The sequence below is a fragment of the Citricoccus muralis genome (assembly GCF_003386075.1).
Classification (GTDB): Bacteria; Actinomycetota; Actinomycetes; order Actinomycetales; family Micrococcaceae; genus Citricoccus; species Citricoccus muralis.
The window spans coordinates 1,297,555-1,312,140 of sequence record NZ_QREH01000001.1; the positions used below are offsets into that span (position 1 = coordinate 1,297,555).

Below are 14,586 nucleotides of genomic sequence, written 5' to 3' on the forward strand. Positions count from 1 at the left end.
ATTCCACACCGTCATGGTCCCGGCAGGGAAGCCCTGCCGGTGCGGTGTCAGCTCTGGTTGAAGAAGTGGGCCTGGTCTTCGGTCTCCGAGGAGTCCTCGCCCAGGACCTGGACGGTGGCCGGCGTCAGCAGGAACACCTTGTTGGTGACGCGCTCGATGGAGCCGTGCAGACCGAACACCAGTCCGGCGGAGAAGTCCACCAGGCGCTTCGCATCGGCCTCGCTCATGTCCGTCACGTTCATGATGACCGGGATGCCCCCGCGGAAGGACTCGCCGATGAGCTTGGCGTCGTTGTAGGAACGCGGGTGCACGGTGGTGATCTGTCGCACGGCGGAGGCCTCTTCCCGGGACTGGGTGGCCCGCTTGATGGGGGTGACGGGTGCGCGGTATTCACGCTCGGCCGGCTGGGGGTGGGCCGCACGCATCGGCTGGGGGCGGTCCTCCCGGACCTCGTCCTCCCAGTCGTCGGCCGGCTCAGCCGTCTCGACGGCGGCGTGGCGCTCGGCCCGCTCCTGCCGGCGGGGCTGCTCGGCAGCCCGCTGCTCTTCCTCGTACTGCTCCTCGCCATCGGCGAGACCGAGGTAGATCATGGTCTTCTTCAGTGCACCAGCCATCGAACATCCTCACCGTGTGGAATCCGCCCGGCCTGCTCCGGGCCCTGCGTCGTCCGCCGTCGAAGCAGACACCTTTGAGGTTAACCCACGTCGGGGCGCGGCCCGAGGACATCAGTACCGATGCGCAGGTGTGTCGCTCCGGCCGCCACGGCTTGTTCCAGGTCCTGGCTCATACCGGCCGAGATCCAGGTGGCACCCGGATGGGCTGCCGACACCGCTCCGGAGATCTGCTGGAGGAGATCGAAGGCCGGCACGGGATCCAGCCCCACGGGTGCCACAGCCATGACACCCCGGAGCCTCAGCCCCTCCGCCTGGGAGATCGCGGCCGCCAACGCGGACACCTCGTCGGGATGGGCGCCACCGCGCGACCCGATTCCCGCGGGGCGGTCCGCGGCGGCCCGGTCGTCCAGGTCCACCTGGATCAGGCAGTCCATCGGCGGGCGCATCCGCTCCCCCGCCTCGCGGCGTCGCCCCTGCTCCCGGTCCATCGCCGAGGAGAGCGCCTCCACGAGGGAGAACCGGTCCACCGAGTGCACTGTCGAGGCGTAGCGCACCACGTACTTGGCCTTGTTCGACTGCAGCTGGCCGATGAAGTGCCACTCGAGTCCGGCCTCGGCCAGGTCGGCGACCTCGGCGGCCTTCCCCCTGGCCTCCTGGTCGCGGTTCTCGCCCACGTGCCGCACGCCGCAGGAGTACAGTCTGCGCACGTCGGCCGCCGGATGGAACTTGGTGACGACCACCAGGTCCGGAGTCTCCTGCCGGCCGGCCGCGTCGACCGCCGCGGCGATGCGACGGTGCACCGCAGCCAGGCGTCGCCCCAGTTCCTCTGTGCGCTCGTCCCGCTGGTGGTCCGTGTCCGTCATACCGGTGTACTCATCCTTCACTACCTTCACGACCTTCACGACCTTCAAAATGCTTTGAGCCCTGCCCTTCCTCGCCCCGCCACACCAGCCCGATGAACCGTCCTCGGCCGGGATCACGTCGATGCGAGAAGAGCCGCGGATCCTCCCGGGTGCAGACCGGGCTGCGGTGCACCGTGACGCCGAGCGATTCCAGCACGGCTTGGGCTCCGGCCGGCAGGTCCAGTGCCGGGGTCCCCCACATGGTCGTGGAGTGGGTGGCGGGGATCTGCGCGGTACCGTCCCGGCGCATCTGCTCTGGAACCTCGTAGCACCGGCCGCAGATGGCCGGGCCGATCCAGGCCTGGATGTCTCCAGGCCCGTGGCCGGAGCCCTCGCGCCGCATCCTCTCCACCGTGTTCTGCAGGATTCCGTCGAGCAGGCCCCGCCGGCCCGCATGCGCGACCGCTGTCGGGCCGGCCAGGGGGCCCACGCCGCCGGACCCTGGCCCGGACGCCGCTGAACGGCCGTCCCTGCCCACGGCCGCGGGTGACTCCAGGGAGCGGCGGGATGCGAACACCACAGGCAGGCAGTCGGCCACCATGATGGCCAACGGATCCCGGCCGGTCGGGCTGACGAGCCCGTCGGCCTCCACCGCAGCGGGCGATTCACCCCAGCCGCGGCCGGCAGCCGTCACCACTCGCGCCGAGTGCACCTGCGTGAGGTACTCGGTGCGTCCGAGAGGGACGCCCAAGGCCGCCTCGACTCCGCGGCGGGACGCCCGGACCCGCTCGCGTGAGTCCTCTGCGCCGCCGTCGCCGCCCGCGATGCTGTCGTCGCGCTGGCTGACCTTGTTGTCCTTGTTGCCTTTGTTGTCCTTGGTGCCCGCTGCAGGCGTACCGCTGACATGGAAGGCAAGATTGCCGGCGTCGACGCTGGTGAAGGCCACCTCGAGGTCGGTGCCGGGATGGGCCCGGAACAGGAACGGACCGGCCGGGGCCGTCATGGCCCCGGCCGGTCGCCGGTGGTTGGTCACGATGCCTCCGGCACGGTCGTCGCCCGCTGACTACTTCAGGAAGTCAGGGACATCGAGATCATCACGGCCGGCACCGGACAGGTCCGGCTCGACGACGGTCGGCAGGTCCTGCTGGGCGGGCTCGGCCTGGTAACCGGAGGTCTCGGGCTTCGGCGCGGCTTCCTGGGCGGCCGGGACGGGCTGGTTCGGGACGGGCTGGTTCGGCACCTGCGCCGCACCGTTCTGGGCCGGCAGCCCGGACTGCTGGCCCTGCGGCTTGGTGCCGGTGTTGAAGCCGCCTGACGGTGCGGAGGTGGCGTCGACCTGGTCGAAGCCAGCGGCGATGACGGTGATGCGGGCCTCGTCGCCCAGCGCGTCGTCGATGACGGCGCCGAAGATGATGTTGGCCTCCGGGTGGGCGACCTCCTGGACCAGGCGGGCCGCTTCGTTGATCTCGAACAGGCCCAGATCGGAACCGCCCTGGATGGACAGCAGCACGCCGTGCGCGCCGTCGATCGAGGCCTCCAGCAGCGGGGAGGCGATGGCCAGCTCGGCCGCCTTGACGGCGCGGTCCTCGCCCTGCGCCGAACCGATGCCCATGAGGGCGGATCCGGCGCCCTGCATGACGGACTTCACGTCCGCGAAGTCGAGGTTGATCAGGCCCGGAGTGGTGATCAGGTCCGTGATGCCCTGGACACCGGACAGCAGGACCTGGTCCGCGGACTTGAAGGCGTCCAGCACGGAGACGTTGCGGTCCGAGATGGACAGCAGCCGGTCGTTCGGGATGACGATGAGGGTGTCGACCTCGTCCCGCAGGGCGTCGATCCCGCTTTCGGCCGAGGTGGCGCGGCGGCGGCCCTCGAAGGTGAAGGGACGGGTGACGACGCCGATGGTCAGGGCGCCGAGCGAGCGGGCGATGCGGGCGACCACGGGAGCACCGCCGGTGCCGGTGCCGCCGCCCTCGCCTGCCGTCACGAACACCATGTCCGCGCCGCGCAGGACCTCTTCGATCTCCTCGGCGTGATCCTCGGCGGCCTGGCGGCCGACCTCGGGGTTGGCGCCGGCGCCGAGGCCGCGGGTGAGCTCCCGGCCTACGTCCAGCTTCACGTCGGCATCACTCATGAGCAGCGCCTGGGCGTCCGTGTTGATGGCGATGAACTCCACGCCGCGGAGTCCGACGTCGATCATGCGGTTGACGGCGTTCACGCCGGCGCCGCCGATGCCGACGACCTTGATGACGGCCAGGTAGTTCTGCGGTGCTGCCACGGTATTTGTCCCTTGCTCGGTGTCTGTCTGTCTTGGTACCCGGTGGTGACGGTGACGCCCAGCGCCCGTCCCGGCCACTCAGGTTGGCTTAACGTTCAGGTTGAAGGTTATTGTTATGTCAACCTGTCTTCTGGTTGAAACGTTATGGTGCTGGCGGCGTTCGTGCAAAGACCCGCGTCCGGTGTGTCGCCGAGGTGTCCCCAGCTGACGCTGAATTCCGGACGTCACCGGGTCACCGGCCGGGCCGGCGTGGAGACGTCGAACTCCTGGATCGGCGCCTCCTCGTTCTCGGGAACGTTCAAGAGGGCCTCGAGGACCTGGGCCTTCTGGGCTCCCTTGTCCGCGTTGCCCCAGAGAACCGTCCTGCCGTCCGCCAGTTGGAGGGTGACCGAGTCCACGGTCTCCGCGGAGGCGGACTCCATGCGGGTGCGGATCGGCTCGGGCAGCGTGCCCAGGACCGAGGTGATCGCGTCGAACACCTCGGGATCGCTCACATCCTCCGCACTGGACACGCTGGGCAACTGGTAGGTGGAGGCCCGCTCCTCGGACAGGGTGGCCAGAGCCTCCCCGCGCGCCGAGTACAGGACGTGACCCTCCCCCTCCGGGACCATGGCCACCGGCTGGTGCTCCACGATCTCCACCGACAACGAGTTGGGGGGCTCGGCATGGACCCGGACCGTGTCCACGGCCGGCTCCCCGGCCACCAGGTCCTCAACGGTCCGCTGGCCGACCTGCGGCAGCGGCTCTCCGATGACCGGCTCCACCAGTTCCTCCGCATGGCTCTGTTCCAGGAGGTCTGCACCCGTGACCTTGATCTGCTGGATGGCCAGCACCGGAGAGAAGTACAGCACCGCCCCGAGGATGCCCAACAGCACCAGGGCACCGGCCACGCCGATCAACCACAACCGGCGGTGCCGCCTGCGTGCCTGTCCCTCCGTCTCCGGAAACTCGACCACATTGTCCGCGGACTGCTCGTCTGTCACGCGCGTCCCGCCTGCTCTGTCAGGGCCGCCAGCACCGCACCGCCCTGGGCCGTGACGTCCCCGGCTCCCATCGTGAGGATGACGTCCCCGGGCTGTACCGCGGACACCAGGGAGGCGACGGCCGCGGGCGCGTCCGCGGGCACGGTCGTCGACCCGGGCAGTGCGGTGTGGACCCGACGGGCGATGAGCGAGGAGTCGACCCCCTCGATCGGCTCCTCCCGCGCCGGGTAGACCGGCAGCACCCGTACCCCGTCCGCCGCCGAGAGCGCCGCGGCGAAGCCCTCCGCGAAGTCGCGGGTGCGCGAGAACAGGTGGGGCTGGAAGAGCACGTGGACGCGGTTGCCGCCGGCCACAGTCTGTCCGGCGGCGATGGCGGCAGCCACCTCGGTCGGATGGTGGGCGTAGTCGTCGAAGACCCGGACTCCTGCGGCCTCACCGCGGTACTCAAAGCGGCGTGCCGTGCCCCGGAAGGCCTCGAGCCCGCGTGCCGCGGCACCGACGTCGAGGCCGGCGTGCCGGGCGGACAGGAGTACCGCTGCCGCATTGAGCGCGTTGTGCCGCCCGGGCACGGCCAAGGTCAGGGCCGTCGTCGTTCCATCCGCCCACCGATACGTGAGCCGCTGTCCGGTGCCACCGGACAGCTCAGCCAACTCGCTGTTCACCAGCACCAGGTCGTCGGCCCGTGCGGGGTCCGATCCATAGGTGGCCACCCTGGGCGCCGGACGGCCGTCGACGGCTTCGGTGCGAGCCCATTCCGCGGCCTCCCGTGCGCCGGCGTCGTCGGCGCAGGCCACCAGGACGCCCTCGGATGGGAGGAGCCGGATGAAATCCCGGAACACCTCGGTGACGGCCTCCACCGAGCCGTAGAAGTCGAGGTGGTCGGCCTCCACGTTGGTCAGGATGGCGATCTCCGGGCGGTAGTTCAGCAAGGTGCCGTCCGATTCGTCGGCCTCGGCGATGAACCACTCGCCCCCGCCGGCCGCGGCGTTGGTGCCCAGCCCGGCCACGGCGGCCCCGACCGCGAAAGTCGGGTCGGCGCCGGCGTCGGAGAAGGCCATGGCGGCCATGGAGGACGTGGTGGTCTTGCCGTGGGTGCCGGCCACGGCAAGGACCCGGTGGCCGGACATCGCCGCGGCCAGGCCCTCCGAGCGGTGGAGCACCGGGATCCCGCGGTCCACGGCGGCATCGTACTCGGGGTTGCCCGGCCCGGCGATGGAGGAGGCGATGACGGTGCCCACCGCTCCCCCGCCGTCCTGGGCGAGGCGGTCGAGGTGCGTGGCGTCGTAGCCCACGAAGATGGTGGCTCCAGCCGTTTCCAGTTCCCGCATGACCGGCAGGTCCTTGGCGTCTGTTCCCGAGATCTCGACGCCGAGCTGCTGCATGATCCGGGCAATGCCGGAGACGCCGACCCCGCCGAGGCCGAGGAAATGGACCCGCCCCAGGTCGGTCAGGGCAGGGGGCATCGTTGGGGTTGACGGGGGGTTCACGAGGCGTCTCCCGAGTGGTTGCTGGAGGAAGAAGATGGGGCCTCGCCGGCAGCCTGCAGGACGAGCCTCGCCATGGTGCTGTCGGCATCCCGGATTCCCCGGGCCTGGGCGGCGACGGACATGGCGGACAGCCGTGCGGGGTCCTGGGCGAGCGGGAGGAGCTCGCGCCGGATCCAGTCGGCGGTGAACGCCTCATCCCGGACCATCAGGGCTCCGCCTGCCGCCACGAGCCCGCGGGCGTTGAGGGCCTGCTCCCCGTTGCCGATGGGCAGGGGGACGAAGACGGCTGGCAGGCCCACGGCGGCGAGTTCGTGCACGGTGCCCGAGCCGGCCCGCGCGACGATGAGGTCCGCGGCCGCGTAGGCCTGTTCCATCCCGTCGAGGTACTCACGCTGGTGGTATCCCGCAGCGGTGACCGGGGTGCCGTCCTCGTCCAGGACCTGCTTGTCCCGCCCGGTCAGGTGGAGCACCTGGAGGCCGGCGGCGGAGAGGTCGGGCAGCGCGGCGGCGATCGTCCGGTTGACGTTGAGGGCGCCGGAGGATCCCCCGGTCACCACCACCGTGGCGAGCTCGGGGTCCAGGCCGAGCGCCCTCCTCGCCTGGGCCCGTGACGCGTCCCGGTCCAGCGTGGAGATCTCCCGGCGCATCGGCATGCCGACGACCTGGGCCCGCGGCAGGACGGTCTCCGGGAAGGCCGTGGCCACGACGGCGGCCTTGCGGGCACCGACCTTGTTCGCCAGCCCGGCGCGGACATTGGCCTCGTGGATGACCAGCGGCACGCCTCGGCGGACGGCGGCCAGGTAGACGGGGGTGGAGACGTATCCGCCCACCCCGACCACCACGTCCGCACGGCGGCGGTCCAGGATCTCTCCGGCCTGGGTGACGGCCCGCCGCAGTCGCACGGGCAATCGCACGAGGTCCATGGTGGGCCGGCGGGGCAGTGGCACCCGGTCGATGGTGTCCAACTCGTAGCCGGCGCCCGGGACGAGCCGGGTCTCCAGGCCCGAAGTGGTACCGACCATGGTGCAGTGCACGCCGAGTTTCCCGGCGTCGCCGGCCAGCGTGAGGTCCGCGCCTGCGGTGTGCGCCGCCTCGAGGGCACGCGCGATCGCCAGCATGGGGCTGACGTGCCCAGCGGTCCCACCGCCGGCCAGGACGACGCGGAGCGGTTCGGTCATGATCGAGCCTTCTTCCAGGCGCGGGCGGCGCCGGCAGGGGGTGTGGGCGGTCCGGAGGTTCCGGGGGCGGCGGTCGTTGCGGTCTTGGAGGCATCCGCTGTCACTGCCCCCTCCTCCTCCTGGCGCTGTTCGCGGGCGAAGGCGAGCACCACGCCCACGCCGGCCAGGACGAAGGTCAGCGCAGAGCCGCCGTAGGAGATGAAGGGCAGCGGGACGCCGATCACCGGCAGCAGCCCGGTGACCATGGCGATGTTGATGAAGGCCTGGCCGACGATCCAGATGAGGATGCCGCCAGTGGCGATCCGCACGAAGAGGGAGGTCGAGCGGCGCGCCACCCGGAACAGGCCGATGGCCAGACCGGCGAACAGTCCGATCACGAGCAAGGTGCCGGCCAAACCGAGCTCCTCCCCGAGGATGGTGAAGATGAAGTCGTTCTCCGCCTCCGGGATGTAACTCCACTTCTGGCGGGACTGGCCCAGTCCGACCCCCCACCAGCCCCCGGAGGCCAGGGCATACATGCCGTGGTCCGGCTGGTAGCAGGGCTCCGTGGGGAACTCGCAGTTGCCCAGCCAGGCCTGGATGCGCACGGCACGGTTGGCCGAGGTCAGCGCCATGATCGCGGCCCCCAGAGCACCGATGCCACCGGCGATGAGGAAGTAGCGCAGTCGGGCTCCGGCCAGGAACAGCACGGCGGCCATGATCATCATGATCACCATGGCCGTGCCGAGGTCCCGGCCGTACATGATCAGGCCGAGCAGGATGGCACCCACGGGGAAGATGACCGGGACGATGGAGTGCTTCAGCTGGCCGATCAGCTTGGCCTTGCGCTCGAGGACCACGGCCGCCCACAGGGCCAGGGCCAGCTTGGCGGCTTCGGAGGGCTGGGCCGTGAACGAGCCGATCTTCAGCCAGTTCTTGTTGCCGTTGACCTCGTGGCCGAGGGGTGTCAGCACCAGCGCCAGCAGAAAGACTGCTAGCAGGATGGCGGGCCAGCCCAGGGATCGCAGACGGTCGGTGCCCAGCCGAGAGAGGACGAACAGGCCCACGAACCCGACCACGGCGAACATGGCCTGCCGGATGAACAGGTCATAGGATCCAGTGGATTCCCCGATGTTCTCGACCGATGAGGACGAGAGCACCATCACCAGGCCGATGACGGTCAAGGCCGCGGTGCAACCCAGGATCAGAAAGTACGACGTGCGGCTGGAGCCCTGGCCTTCGAGGAATCCCCAGGCCCGACGCCACACGGACCGGTGGGGTGTGGTCACCATGCAAGGGCTCCTTAGCTGCCCAGCCCCTTGGCTTCCATGAGGCGGGCGACGGCGTCGATAAAGGCGTTTCCTCGGTCTGCGTAGGATTCGAACTGGTCCATGGACGCCGCTGCCGGCGCCATCAAGACGACGTCCCCTGGCCGGGCCACCGCGTTGGCTTCACGGACCGCTGCGGCCATGGCCTGATGGCCGTCCGAGGGGTCTGTTCCAGTGTCCCGCACGGCGGTGGAGAGTACCGGGATGTCCGGCGCGTGTCGCCGCAACGACCCGGCGAGTTCGCCGGGGTCGGCACCGATGAGCACGACGGCGCGAAGCCGGCCGACGTGGCGGGTGACGAGCTCGTCATAGCTCACGCCCTTGGGCAGGCCACCGGCGATCCACACCACGTCCGTGAACGCCGCCAGTGACGCATCGGCCGCATGCGGATTGGTGGCCTTGGAATCGTTGATCCACAGCACATCATCGGCCTGGGCCACCAGCTGGATCCGGTGGTCGCCAGGTCGGTAGGCACGCAGCCCATCGCGCACCGCCTCGGGTGGCACCCCGATGGCGCGGACCAGTCCGGCCGCCGCCAGGGCATTGGCGACCTGGTGCTGGGGAGCGATCGGGCCGAGGTCCTGCAGTTGGCCGAGTTCCAGGGCCTGGTTGGCCCGGTCCTCCAGGAAGGCTCGGTCCACGAGGAGCCCATCCACCACGCCGAGCATGGACCGCCCCGGGGTGTCGGTGGTGAAGGAGACCGCCCGGCAGCCCTCTTGGACGTCCGCCTCCTCGACCATGCGCATGGTCATCGGCTGCTCCTCGTTGAAGAGACAGGCGAGGCGGGTGTGCTCGTAGATCTTGGCCTTGTCCGCACAGTAGGCCTCGAAGGAGCCGTGCCAGTCGACATGGTCCTCGGCGAGGTTGAGCACCGCTGAGGCGGCGGGCTCGATGTGGTGGGTCCAGTGCAGCTGGAAGCTGGAGAGTTCCACGGCGATGGTGTCCCAGCCCTCGGGATCACGGATCGCGTCGAGGATGGGCGTGCCGACGTTGCCGCAAGCGATGGCCCGTTGGCCGGCGGCCAACAGCATGGACTCGACCATGCCGACCGTGGTGGTCTTGCCGTTGGTACCGGTGACCACCAGCCAGTCCGCGGTCTTGCGCCCGGCCCGCTCGCGGACCCGCCAAGCCAACTCGACGTCTCCCCAGATGGGGACGCCCGCCGCGGCGGCGGCCGCCAGGAGGGGTTGGTTGGGCCGCCACCCCGGAGAGGTGACGACGAGTTCGGGGGCCAGCCCGCCGACGTCGGGCAGCACGGCCGTGTGCCGGTCCCCCAGCAGCACGTCCTGGACGCCGACGATCTTCAGGGTGTCCGCCTTGGCCCGGTGTTCCGGGCTCTCCTGGCCGTCGACGACCACCACGTGGGCGCCGAGCTCCGCCAGGGTGTCCGCCGCGGCGAAGCCGGACAGGCCCAGGCCCGTGACGACGACGCGCAGGCCGGTCCAATCGGCGTCCCAACTGGTGAGGGAGGCCAGGCGGTCAGTGGGGCCGGTTCGGGATTCGGGGGTTGCGGGGTTCACTGGGACAGCACCCATTCGCCGTAGAACAGGGCGATGCCGACGGCCACGCAGAGCAGACCGATGATCCAGAACCGGATGACCACGGTGACCTCGGCCCAGCCCTTGAGCTCGAAGTGGTGTTGCAACGGTGCCATCAGGAACACGCGCTTACCGCCGGAGATCTTGAAGTAGCCGACCTGGATGATCACCGAGAGGGTGATGAGGACCATGAGCCCGGCAAGGATGACCACGAGCAGTTCGGTCCGGGACATGATGGCGAAGCCGGCGAGGGCGCCGCCGAGGGCCAGCGAGCCGGTGTCCCCCATGAAGATCTTGGCCGGCGCGGTGTTCCACCACAGGAACCCGATCAGGGCGCCGGTGAGGATGGAGGCCAGCACCGCCAGGTCCATGGAGTCACGCACCTCGTAGCAGCCGGGCCCCTCGCCGGTGACCCCGCACGACTGGTTCGCCTGGAACAGGGTGATCAGCATGTAGGCGGCGGTGATCATGGCGGTGGCACCGGTGGCCAGTCCGTCCAGTCCGTCCGTCAGGTTCACGGCGTTGGTGGTGGCCGTGGTGATGAGGTTGGACCAGACCACGAAGAGGATCACGCCGAGGACCGGCCCGGCGAAGGCCAGGTCGATCGGCAGGTCCCGGACGAAGGAGATGGCGGTCGAGGCGGGGGTCAGCCCGCGCTCGTTGGGGAAGTTCAGGGCCAGCACGGCGAACGTGATGCCGACGACGGCCTGCAGGACGATCTTCGCCCAGGGGGTCAGTCCGAGCGAGCGCTGGTTGGAGATCTTGGTGAAGTCGTCGAGGAAGCCCACGACGCCCATCCCGACCATGAGCAGCAACAGGATCATGGCCGAGGCCGTGATCCCGGCGTTCTCCAGCTGCAGACCGGACATGATCCAGTGGGTCAGGAAGTACGCGAGCACGGTGGCGACCACAAAGACCGCTCCGCCCATGGTCGGCGTGCCGCGCTTCGTCGTGTGCGAGGTGGGCCCGTCATCACGGATGAACTGGCCGTACCCCTGGCGGACGAGGAACTTGATGAACAACGGCGTGCCGATGAGTGTCAGCACGAGCCCCAGGAGGGCACCGATCAACAGGCCTATCACTGGCTCTGCTCCTTCCGGTCCCCGGTGGTCGGGACATCCATGGGGCCCGGACTGACCGGACCATGTGCGAACCGATCGCCCAGATCGCCCAGGCCGGCGCCGTTAGAGGACTTGAACAAGACGATATCGCCCGGGGCGAGCTTGCCCTGGAGCAGCTCCTCGGCGGCATCGAGGTCCTCGGCGAAATCGACCTCGTCACCCCACGACCCCTCGTTCACCGCGGAGGTGTAGAGCGGCCGGGCGCCGCGGCCGACAGCGAGGAGCTGACTGATGTTGAGCCGGACTACGGCCGTGCCGATCGCGGTGTGCTCTCTGATGCGGGAGTCGCCCAGCTCGAGCATCTCCCCCAGCACCGCCCAGGTGCGCCGTCCCGTGGACCGGCCCATCATGGCGAGGGTCTGCAGGGCCGCCCGCATGGACTCAGGGTTCGCGTTGTAGGCGTCGTTGATGATGGTGATGCCATCCGGCCGGTCGGTGCGCTCCATCCGCCGGCGGCTCGTGGAGCCGGCGCCGTTGAGCGCCGCGGCGATGGCCTGTACGGACAGGCCGGCGGCGGCGGCCGCCGCCGCGGCCGCCGTGATGTTGGAGGCGTGGTGCCGCCCGATGAGGCCGGAGGCCACGGGATGGGGTTCGGCGCCGGTGCCGGCACCGATGCGCAGATCGAACTCGGGCCGCTCATCGGCGTTCGTGGTGAGGGAGTCGGCCAGGGCGGAGAAGGCGGCGGTACCCGCCTCGAGGTCCGCGTCCACCAGCGGGAAGGAGCCGTCCTCCACGGAGAACCAGACCACGCGTCCGGGGGTGCGGGCGGCCATCGCCGCCACACGGGCATCGTCCCGGTTGAGCACCGCGAAACCGTTCGACGGCAGGGACTCGACCAGTTCGCCCTTGGTCCGGGCGATGTTCTCGACCCCGCCGAACTTGCCGGCGTGAGCGGAACCGACCATCAGGACCACCCCGATGTCCGGCTGGACCATGGAGGAGAGGTACTCGATGTTGCCCACCTCGTCAGCACCCATCTCGATCACGAGGTAGCGCGTGTCCAGGGCGGCCCGGAACACGGTGAGCGGGACGCCGACCTCACCGTTGTAGGAATTCTGCGGTGCCACGGTGGGACCCGCCGTGGCCAGGATGGTGGCCAGCAGATCTTTTGTGGTGGTCTTCCCGGCCGAGCCGGTGATGCCGATGACCGTGGTGGGCGAATGCTCACGGATCCGCTGCACGATGTGCGTGGTCAGACGTCCCATGGCCAGCACCACGTCGTCCACGATGACTGCAGGGTCCGGCCGGCCCTCGGCATCCATTGTCTGACGCTCCGCCAGGATGAGTGTGGCCCCGGCGGCGCGGGCAGCGGGGATGAAGTCATGCCCGTCGGCGTGCTCACCGGGTTTGGCGATGAACAGGGTGCCGGCGGCGGCCTCCCGGGAATCGGTGGTGGCGGAGTCGACCGTGGCTCCGGGCGACACGGAGGCAGTGAGGGTGCCTCCCGTGGCCTCGGCGACGGCGGTTGCGGTGAGTTCGATCATGACCTGTCAACTTTACGTCCGTGCCCATGAGAATCCGATGAGGGCCCGAAGCCGTGCCGTGCCAGGGCGGCCCGCAGTTCCATCCGGTCGTCCAGGGCGACGACCACTCCGTCCATGTCCTGGACGGTTTCATGGCCGCGGCCGGCCAGCAGCACCGTGTCGGCCGGTGTGGCCAAGGACACGGCCAGGTCGATGGCGTCCTGGCGCGGCGCGGCCTCGTGGATCTCGACCTCGCGACCGGTGCCGGCGGCTTGACGGGCCGCTTTCCGCACGCCGGTGAGCACCTCGGACCGGATGCGCGCGGGCTCCTCGGTGTGGGCGTCGTCATCGGTGACGATCACGACGTCGGCCCACTCGGCCGCGATGCGACCCATCACCGGGCGCTTGGCCCGGTCCCGGTCGCCGGTGGCGCCGAACACGAGGATCGTGCGTCCGATGGTGTTCCCGGCAGCCTGGCGGGCGTCCCGGACGGACTCCAGGGCACGCACCATCCCGTCCGGATTGTGGGCGAAGTCGACGATGCCGTCCGGGGACTGGCTGACGACTTCCATGCGCCCGGGCACGGCCGTGGCGAAAGGCCCCTGGCCCACCGGCGCGTCCAGCACGCGGGACACGGCGTCCCACTCGGTGCCGGGCAGGGATTCGAAGACCATGACGGCGGCCAGCGCAGCGTTGGCCACGTTGAAACGGCCGGGCAGCCCGGTGGAGGCGGTGACGATACGGCCGCTGGCGGCATGGAGCAGCGTGAACCGGTACCCGAGGCCGATGCCCTCGAGGGATGTGACGGTCCAGTCCGCACCCGTCAGCGCCGTGCCCCCGTGGTCGGCCGCCGGCCCCAGGGACAGGGTCGCGGTGGGGCAGCCGGCGGCAGCGGCCATCCTGGTCCCCCAGGTGGCGCCGTCATGGTCCGGGGCATCGGGACCGCCGTCCAGGGTGATGACGGCACGGCCGGTCCGTCGGGCGTCGAAGAGGCCCGCCTTCGCGGCGAAGTACTCCTCCATGGAGCCGTGCAGGTCCAGGTGGTCCTGGGTGAGGTTGGTGAACCCGGCGACCGCGAAATGCAGGCCAGCGACCCGGCGGTAGCTGATGGCGTGGGAGGAGACCTCCATGGCGGCCGAACTGACCTGTTCCTGGCGCATCAACGCCATCAGCGCGTGCAACTGAGTGGATTCGGGCGTGGTGAGGCTGCTCGGGACCGTGCGGCGTCCGGCGCGGATCTCGATGGTGCCGATCAGGCCGGTGGTCTCCCCCCACGCCTCCAGCAGCGAGGTGAGGAAGTAGGCCGTGGTCGTCTTGCCGTTCGTGCCGGTGATCCCGTACATCCGCGGGCCTACCCCCGCATTCCGGTAGATGGCCGCGGCAGCCGGCCCGACGGCGTCGCGCACGTTCCGCACCACCAGCACCGGGGTGCCGGTGGGCAGGTCACCGGCCAGCGACGCCCCCTCCCGGTCCGTGAGGAGCCCGACCGCCCCGGCCGCCACGACGGACGCGGCGAACTCCGCCCCGTGGCGGTTGGCACCGGGCACACCCACGTAGAGGTCGCCGGTTCGCACCGCACGGGAGTCCATCGCGATCCCGGCGGGGCCGGGCTGTCCGGGCAGTCCGCTGTCCACGCCGGAGAGTTCGACGGGCAGGCCAGAGCGATTGAGAGCCTCGATGAGGTCGTTCCAGTCCAGCGGGTCCGTGTGGTCCGGGCGGAAGGCAGCATCCTGCTCGGCAGGAGTCAGGGGTGAAGTCATGGTCTGGCAGTCCCC

The 14,586-nt window shown here is 70.2% G+C and carries 12 protein-coding genes; all 12 read right to left on the bottom strand.

All coding sequences use genetic code 11. The features are described from left to right. Nucleotides 1–47: 47 nt before the first annotated feature. The 12 genes from C8E99_RS05735 to C8E99_RS05790 all read right to left on the bottom strand — a co-directional run bounded on the left by C8E99_RS05735 (nt 48) and on the right by C8E99_RS05790 (nt 14,571). Nucleotides 48–614 carry a cell division protein SepF gene (locus C8E99_RS05735; RefSeq protein WP_115931480.1) on the bottom strand — a complete coding sequence of 189 codons (567 nt, stop codon included), beginning with the start codon at nt 612–614 and terminating at the stop codon, nt 48–50. A gap of 80 nt (nt 615–694) precedes the next feature. Continuing rightward, a complete protein-coding gene (locus C8E99_RS05740) occupies nt 695–1,477 on the bottom strand; it encodes a YggS family pyridoxal phosphate-dependent enzyme (protein ID WP_115931481.1) in 783 nt (260 codons plus the stop codon). Nucleotides 1,478–1,487: 10 nt separating this feature from the next. Continuing rightward, complete coding sequence (locus tag C8E99_RS05745) at nt 1,488–2,489, bottom strand: purine nucleoside phosphorylase YfiH/LACC1 family protein (RefSeq protein WP_245952106.1); 1,002 nt, start codon at nt 2,487–2,489, stop codon at nt 1,488–1,490. Between the two features lie 30 nt (nt 2,490–2,519). Beyond that, a complete protein-coding gene (gene ftsZ, locus C8E99_RS05750) occupies nt 2,520–3,734 on the bottom strand; it encodes a cell division protein FtsZ (RefSeq protein ID WP_115931482.1) in 1,215 nt (404 codons plus the stop codon). 224 nt (nt 3,735–3,958) lie between these two features. After that, entirely contained in the window at nt 3,959–4,717 is a 759-nt protein-coding gene (locus tag C8E99_RS05755; protein WP_115931483.1) for a cell division protein FtsQ/DivIB, read from the bottom strand. Then, complete coding sequence (murC, locus tag C8E99_RS05760; RefSeq protein ID WP_115931484.1) at nt 4,714–6,180, bottom strand: UDP-N-acetylmuramate--L-alanine ligase; 1,467 nt, start codon at nt 6,178–6,180, stop codon at nt 4,714–4,716. Before murC ends, C8E99_RS05755 begins: the two co-directional genes overlap by 4 nt. A gap of 20 nt (nt 6,181–6,200) precedes the next feature. Beyond that, nucleotides 6,201–7,382, bottom strand: coding sequence for an undecaprenyldiphospho-muramoylpentapeptide beta-N-acetylglucosaminyltransferase (gene murG / locus C8E99_RS05765; RefSeq protein ID WP_115931485.1), 1,182 nt, complete (start codon nt 7,380–7,382; stop codon nt 6,201–6,203). After that, complete coding sequence (gene ftsW, locus C8E99_RS05770; protein ID WP_115931486.1) at nt 7,379–8,653, bottom strand: putative lipid II flippase FtsW; 1,275 nt, start codon at nt 8,651–8,653, stop codon at nt 7,379–7,381. Before ftsW ends, murG begins: the two co-directional genes overlap by 4 nt. 11 nt (nt 8,654–8,664) lie before the next feature. Beyond that, on the bottom strand, nt 8,665–10,224 hold the full coding sequence (murD, locus tag C8E99_RS05775; protein WP_115931487.1) for a UDP-N-acetylmuramoyl-L-alanine--D-glutamate ligase: 1,560 nt from the start codon (nt 10,222–10,224) through the stop codon (nt 8,665–8,667). Continuing rightward, nucleotides 10,206–11,309: a phospho-N-acetylmuramoyl-pentapeptide-transferase gene (mraY, locus tag C8E99_RS05780; protein ID WP_115931488.1), complete on the bottom strand. Its 1,104-nt coding sequence runs from the start codon at nt 11,307–11,309 to the stop codon at nt 10,206–10,208. Before mraY ends, murD begins: the two co-directional genes overlap by 19 nt. After that, nucleotides 11,306–12,832: a UDP-N-acetylmuramoyl-tripeptide--D-alanyl-D-alanine ligase gene (locus C8E99_RS05785; RefSeq protein WP_115931489.1), complete on the bottom strand. Its 1,527-nt coding sequence runs from the start codon at nt 12,830–12,832 to the stop codon at nt 11,306–11,308. Before C8E99_RS05785 ends, mraY begins: the two co-directional genes overlap by 4 nt. Next, entirely contained in the window at nt 12,829–14,571 is a 1,743-nt protein-coding gene (locus tag C8E99_RS05790; protein WP_115931490.1) for a Mur ligase family protein, read from the bottom strand. Before C8E99_RS05790 ends, C8E99_RS05785 begins: the two co-directional genes overlap by 4 nt. Nucleotides 14,572–14,586: the final 15 nt, after the last annotated feature.

Bases quoted from the DNA above. Each gene is read 5' to 3' on its own strand.
- C8E99_RS05735 (WP_115931480.1), bottom strand. From the start codon at position 614: ATGGCTGGTGCACTGAAGAAGACCATGATCTACCTCGGTCTCGCCGAT.
- murD (WP_115931487.1), bottom strand. From the start codon at position 10,224: ATGGGTGCTGTCCCAGTGAACCCCGCAACCCCCGAATCCCGAACCGGC.
- C8E99_RS05740 (WP_115931481.1), bottom strand. From the start codon at position 1,477: ATGACGGACACGGACCACCAGCGGGACGAGCGCACAGAGGAACTGGGG.
- C8E99_RS05790 (WP_115931490.1), bottom strand. From the start codon at position 14,571: ATGACTTCACCCCTGACTCCTGCCGAGCAGGATGCTGCCTTCCGCCCG.
- C8E99_RS05785 (WP_115931489.1), bottom strand. From the start codon at position 12,832: ATGATCGAACTCACCGCAACCGCCGTCGCCGAGGCCACGGGAGGCACC.
- ftsW (WP_115931486.1), bottom strand. From the start codon at position 8,653: ATGGTGACCACACCCCACCGGTCCGTGTGGCGTCGGGCCTGGGGATTC.
- murG (WP_115931485.1), bottom strand. From the start codon at position 7,382: ATGACCGAACCGCTCCGCGTCGTCCTGGCCGGCGGTGGGACCGCTGGG.
- murC (WP_115931484.1), bottom strand. From the start codon at position 6,180: ATGCCCCCTGCCCTGACCGACCTGGGGCGGGTCCATTTCCTCGGCCTC.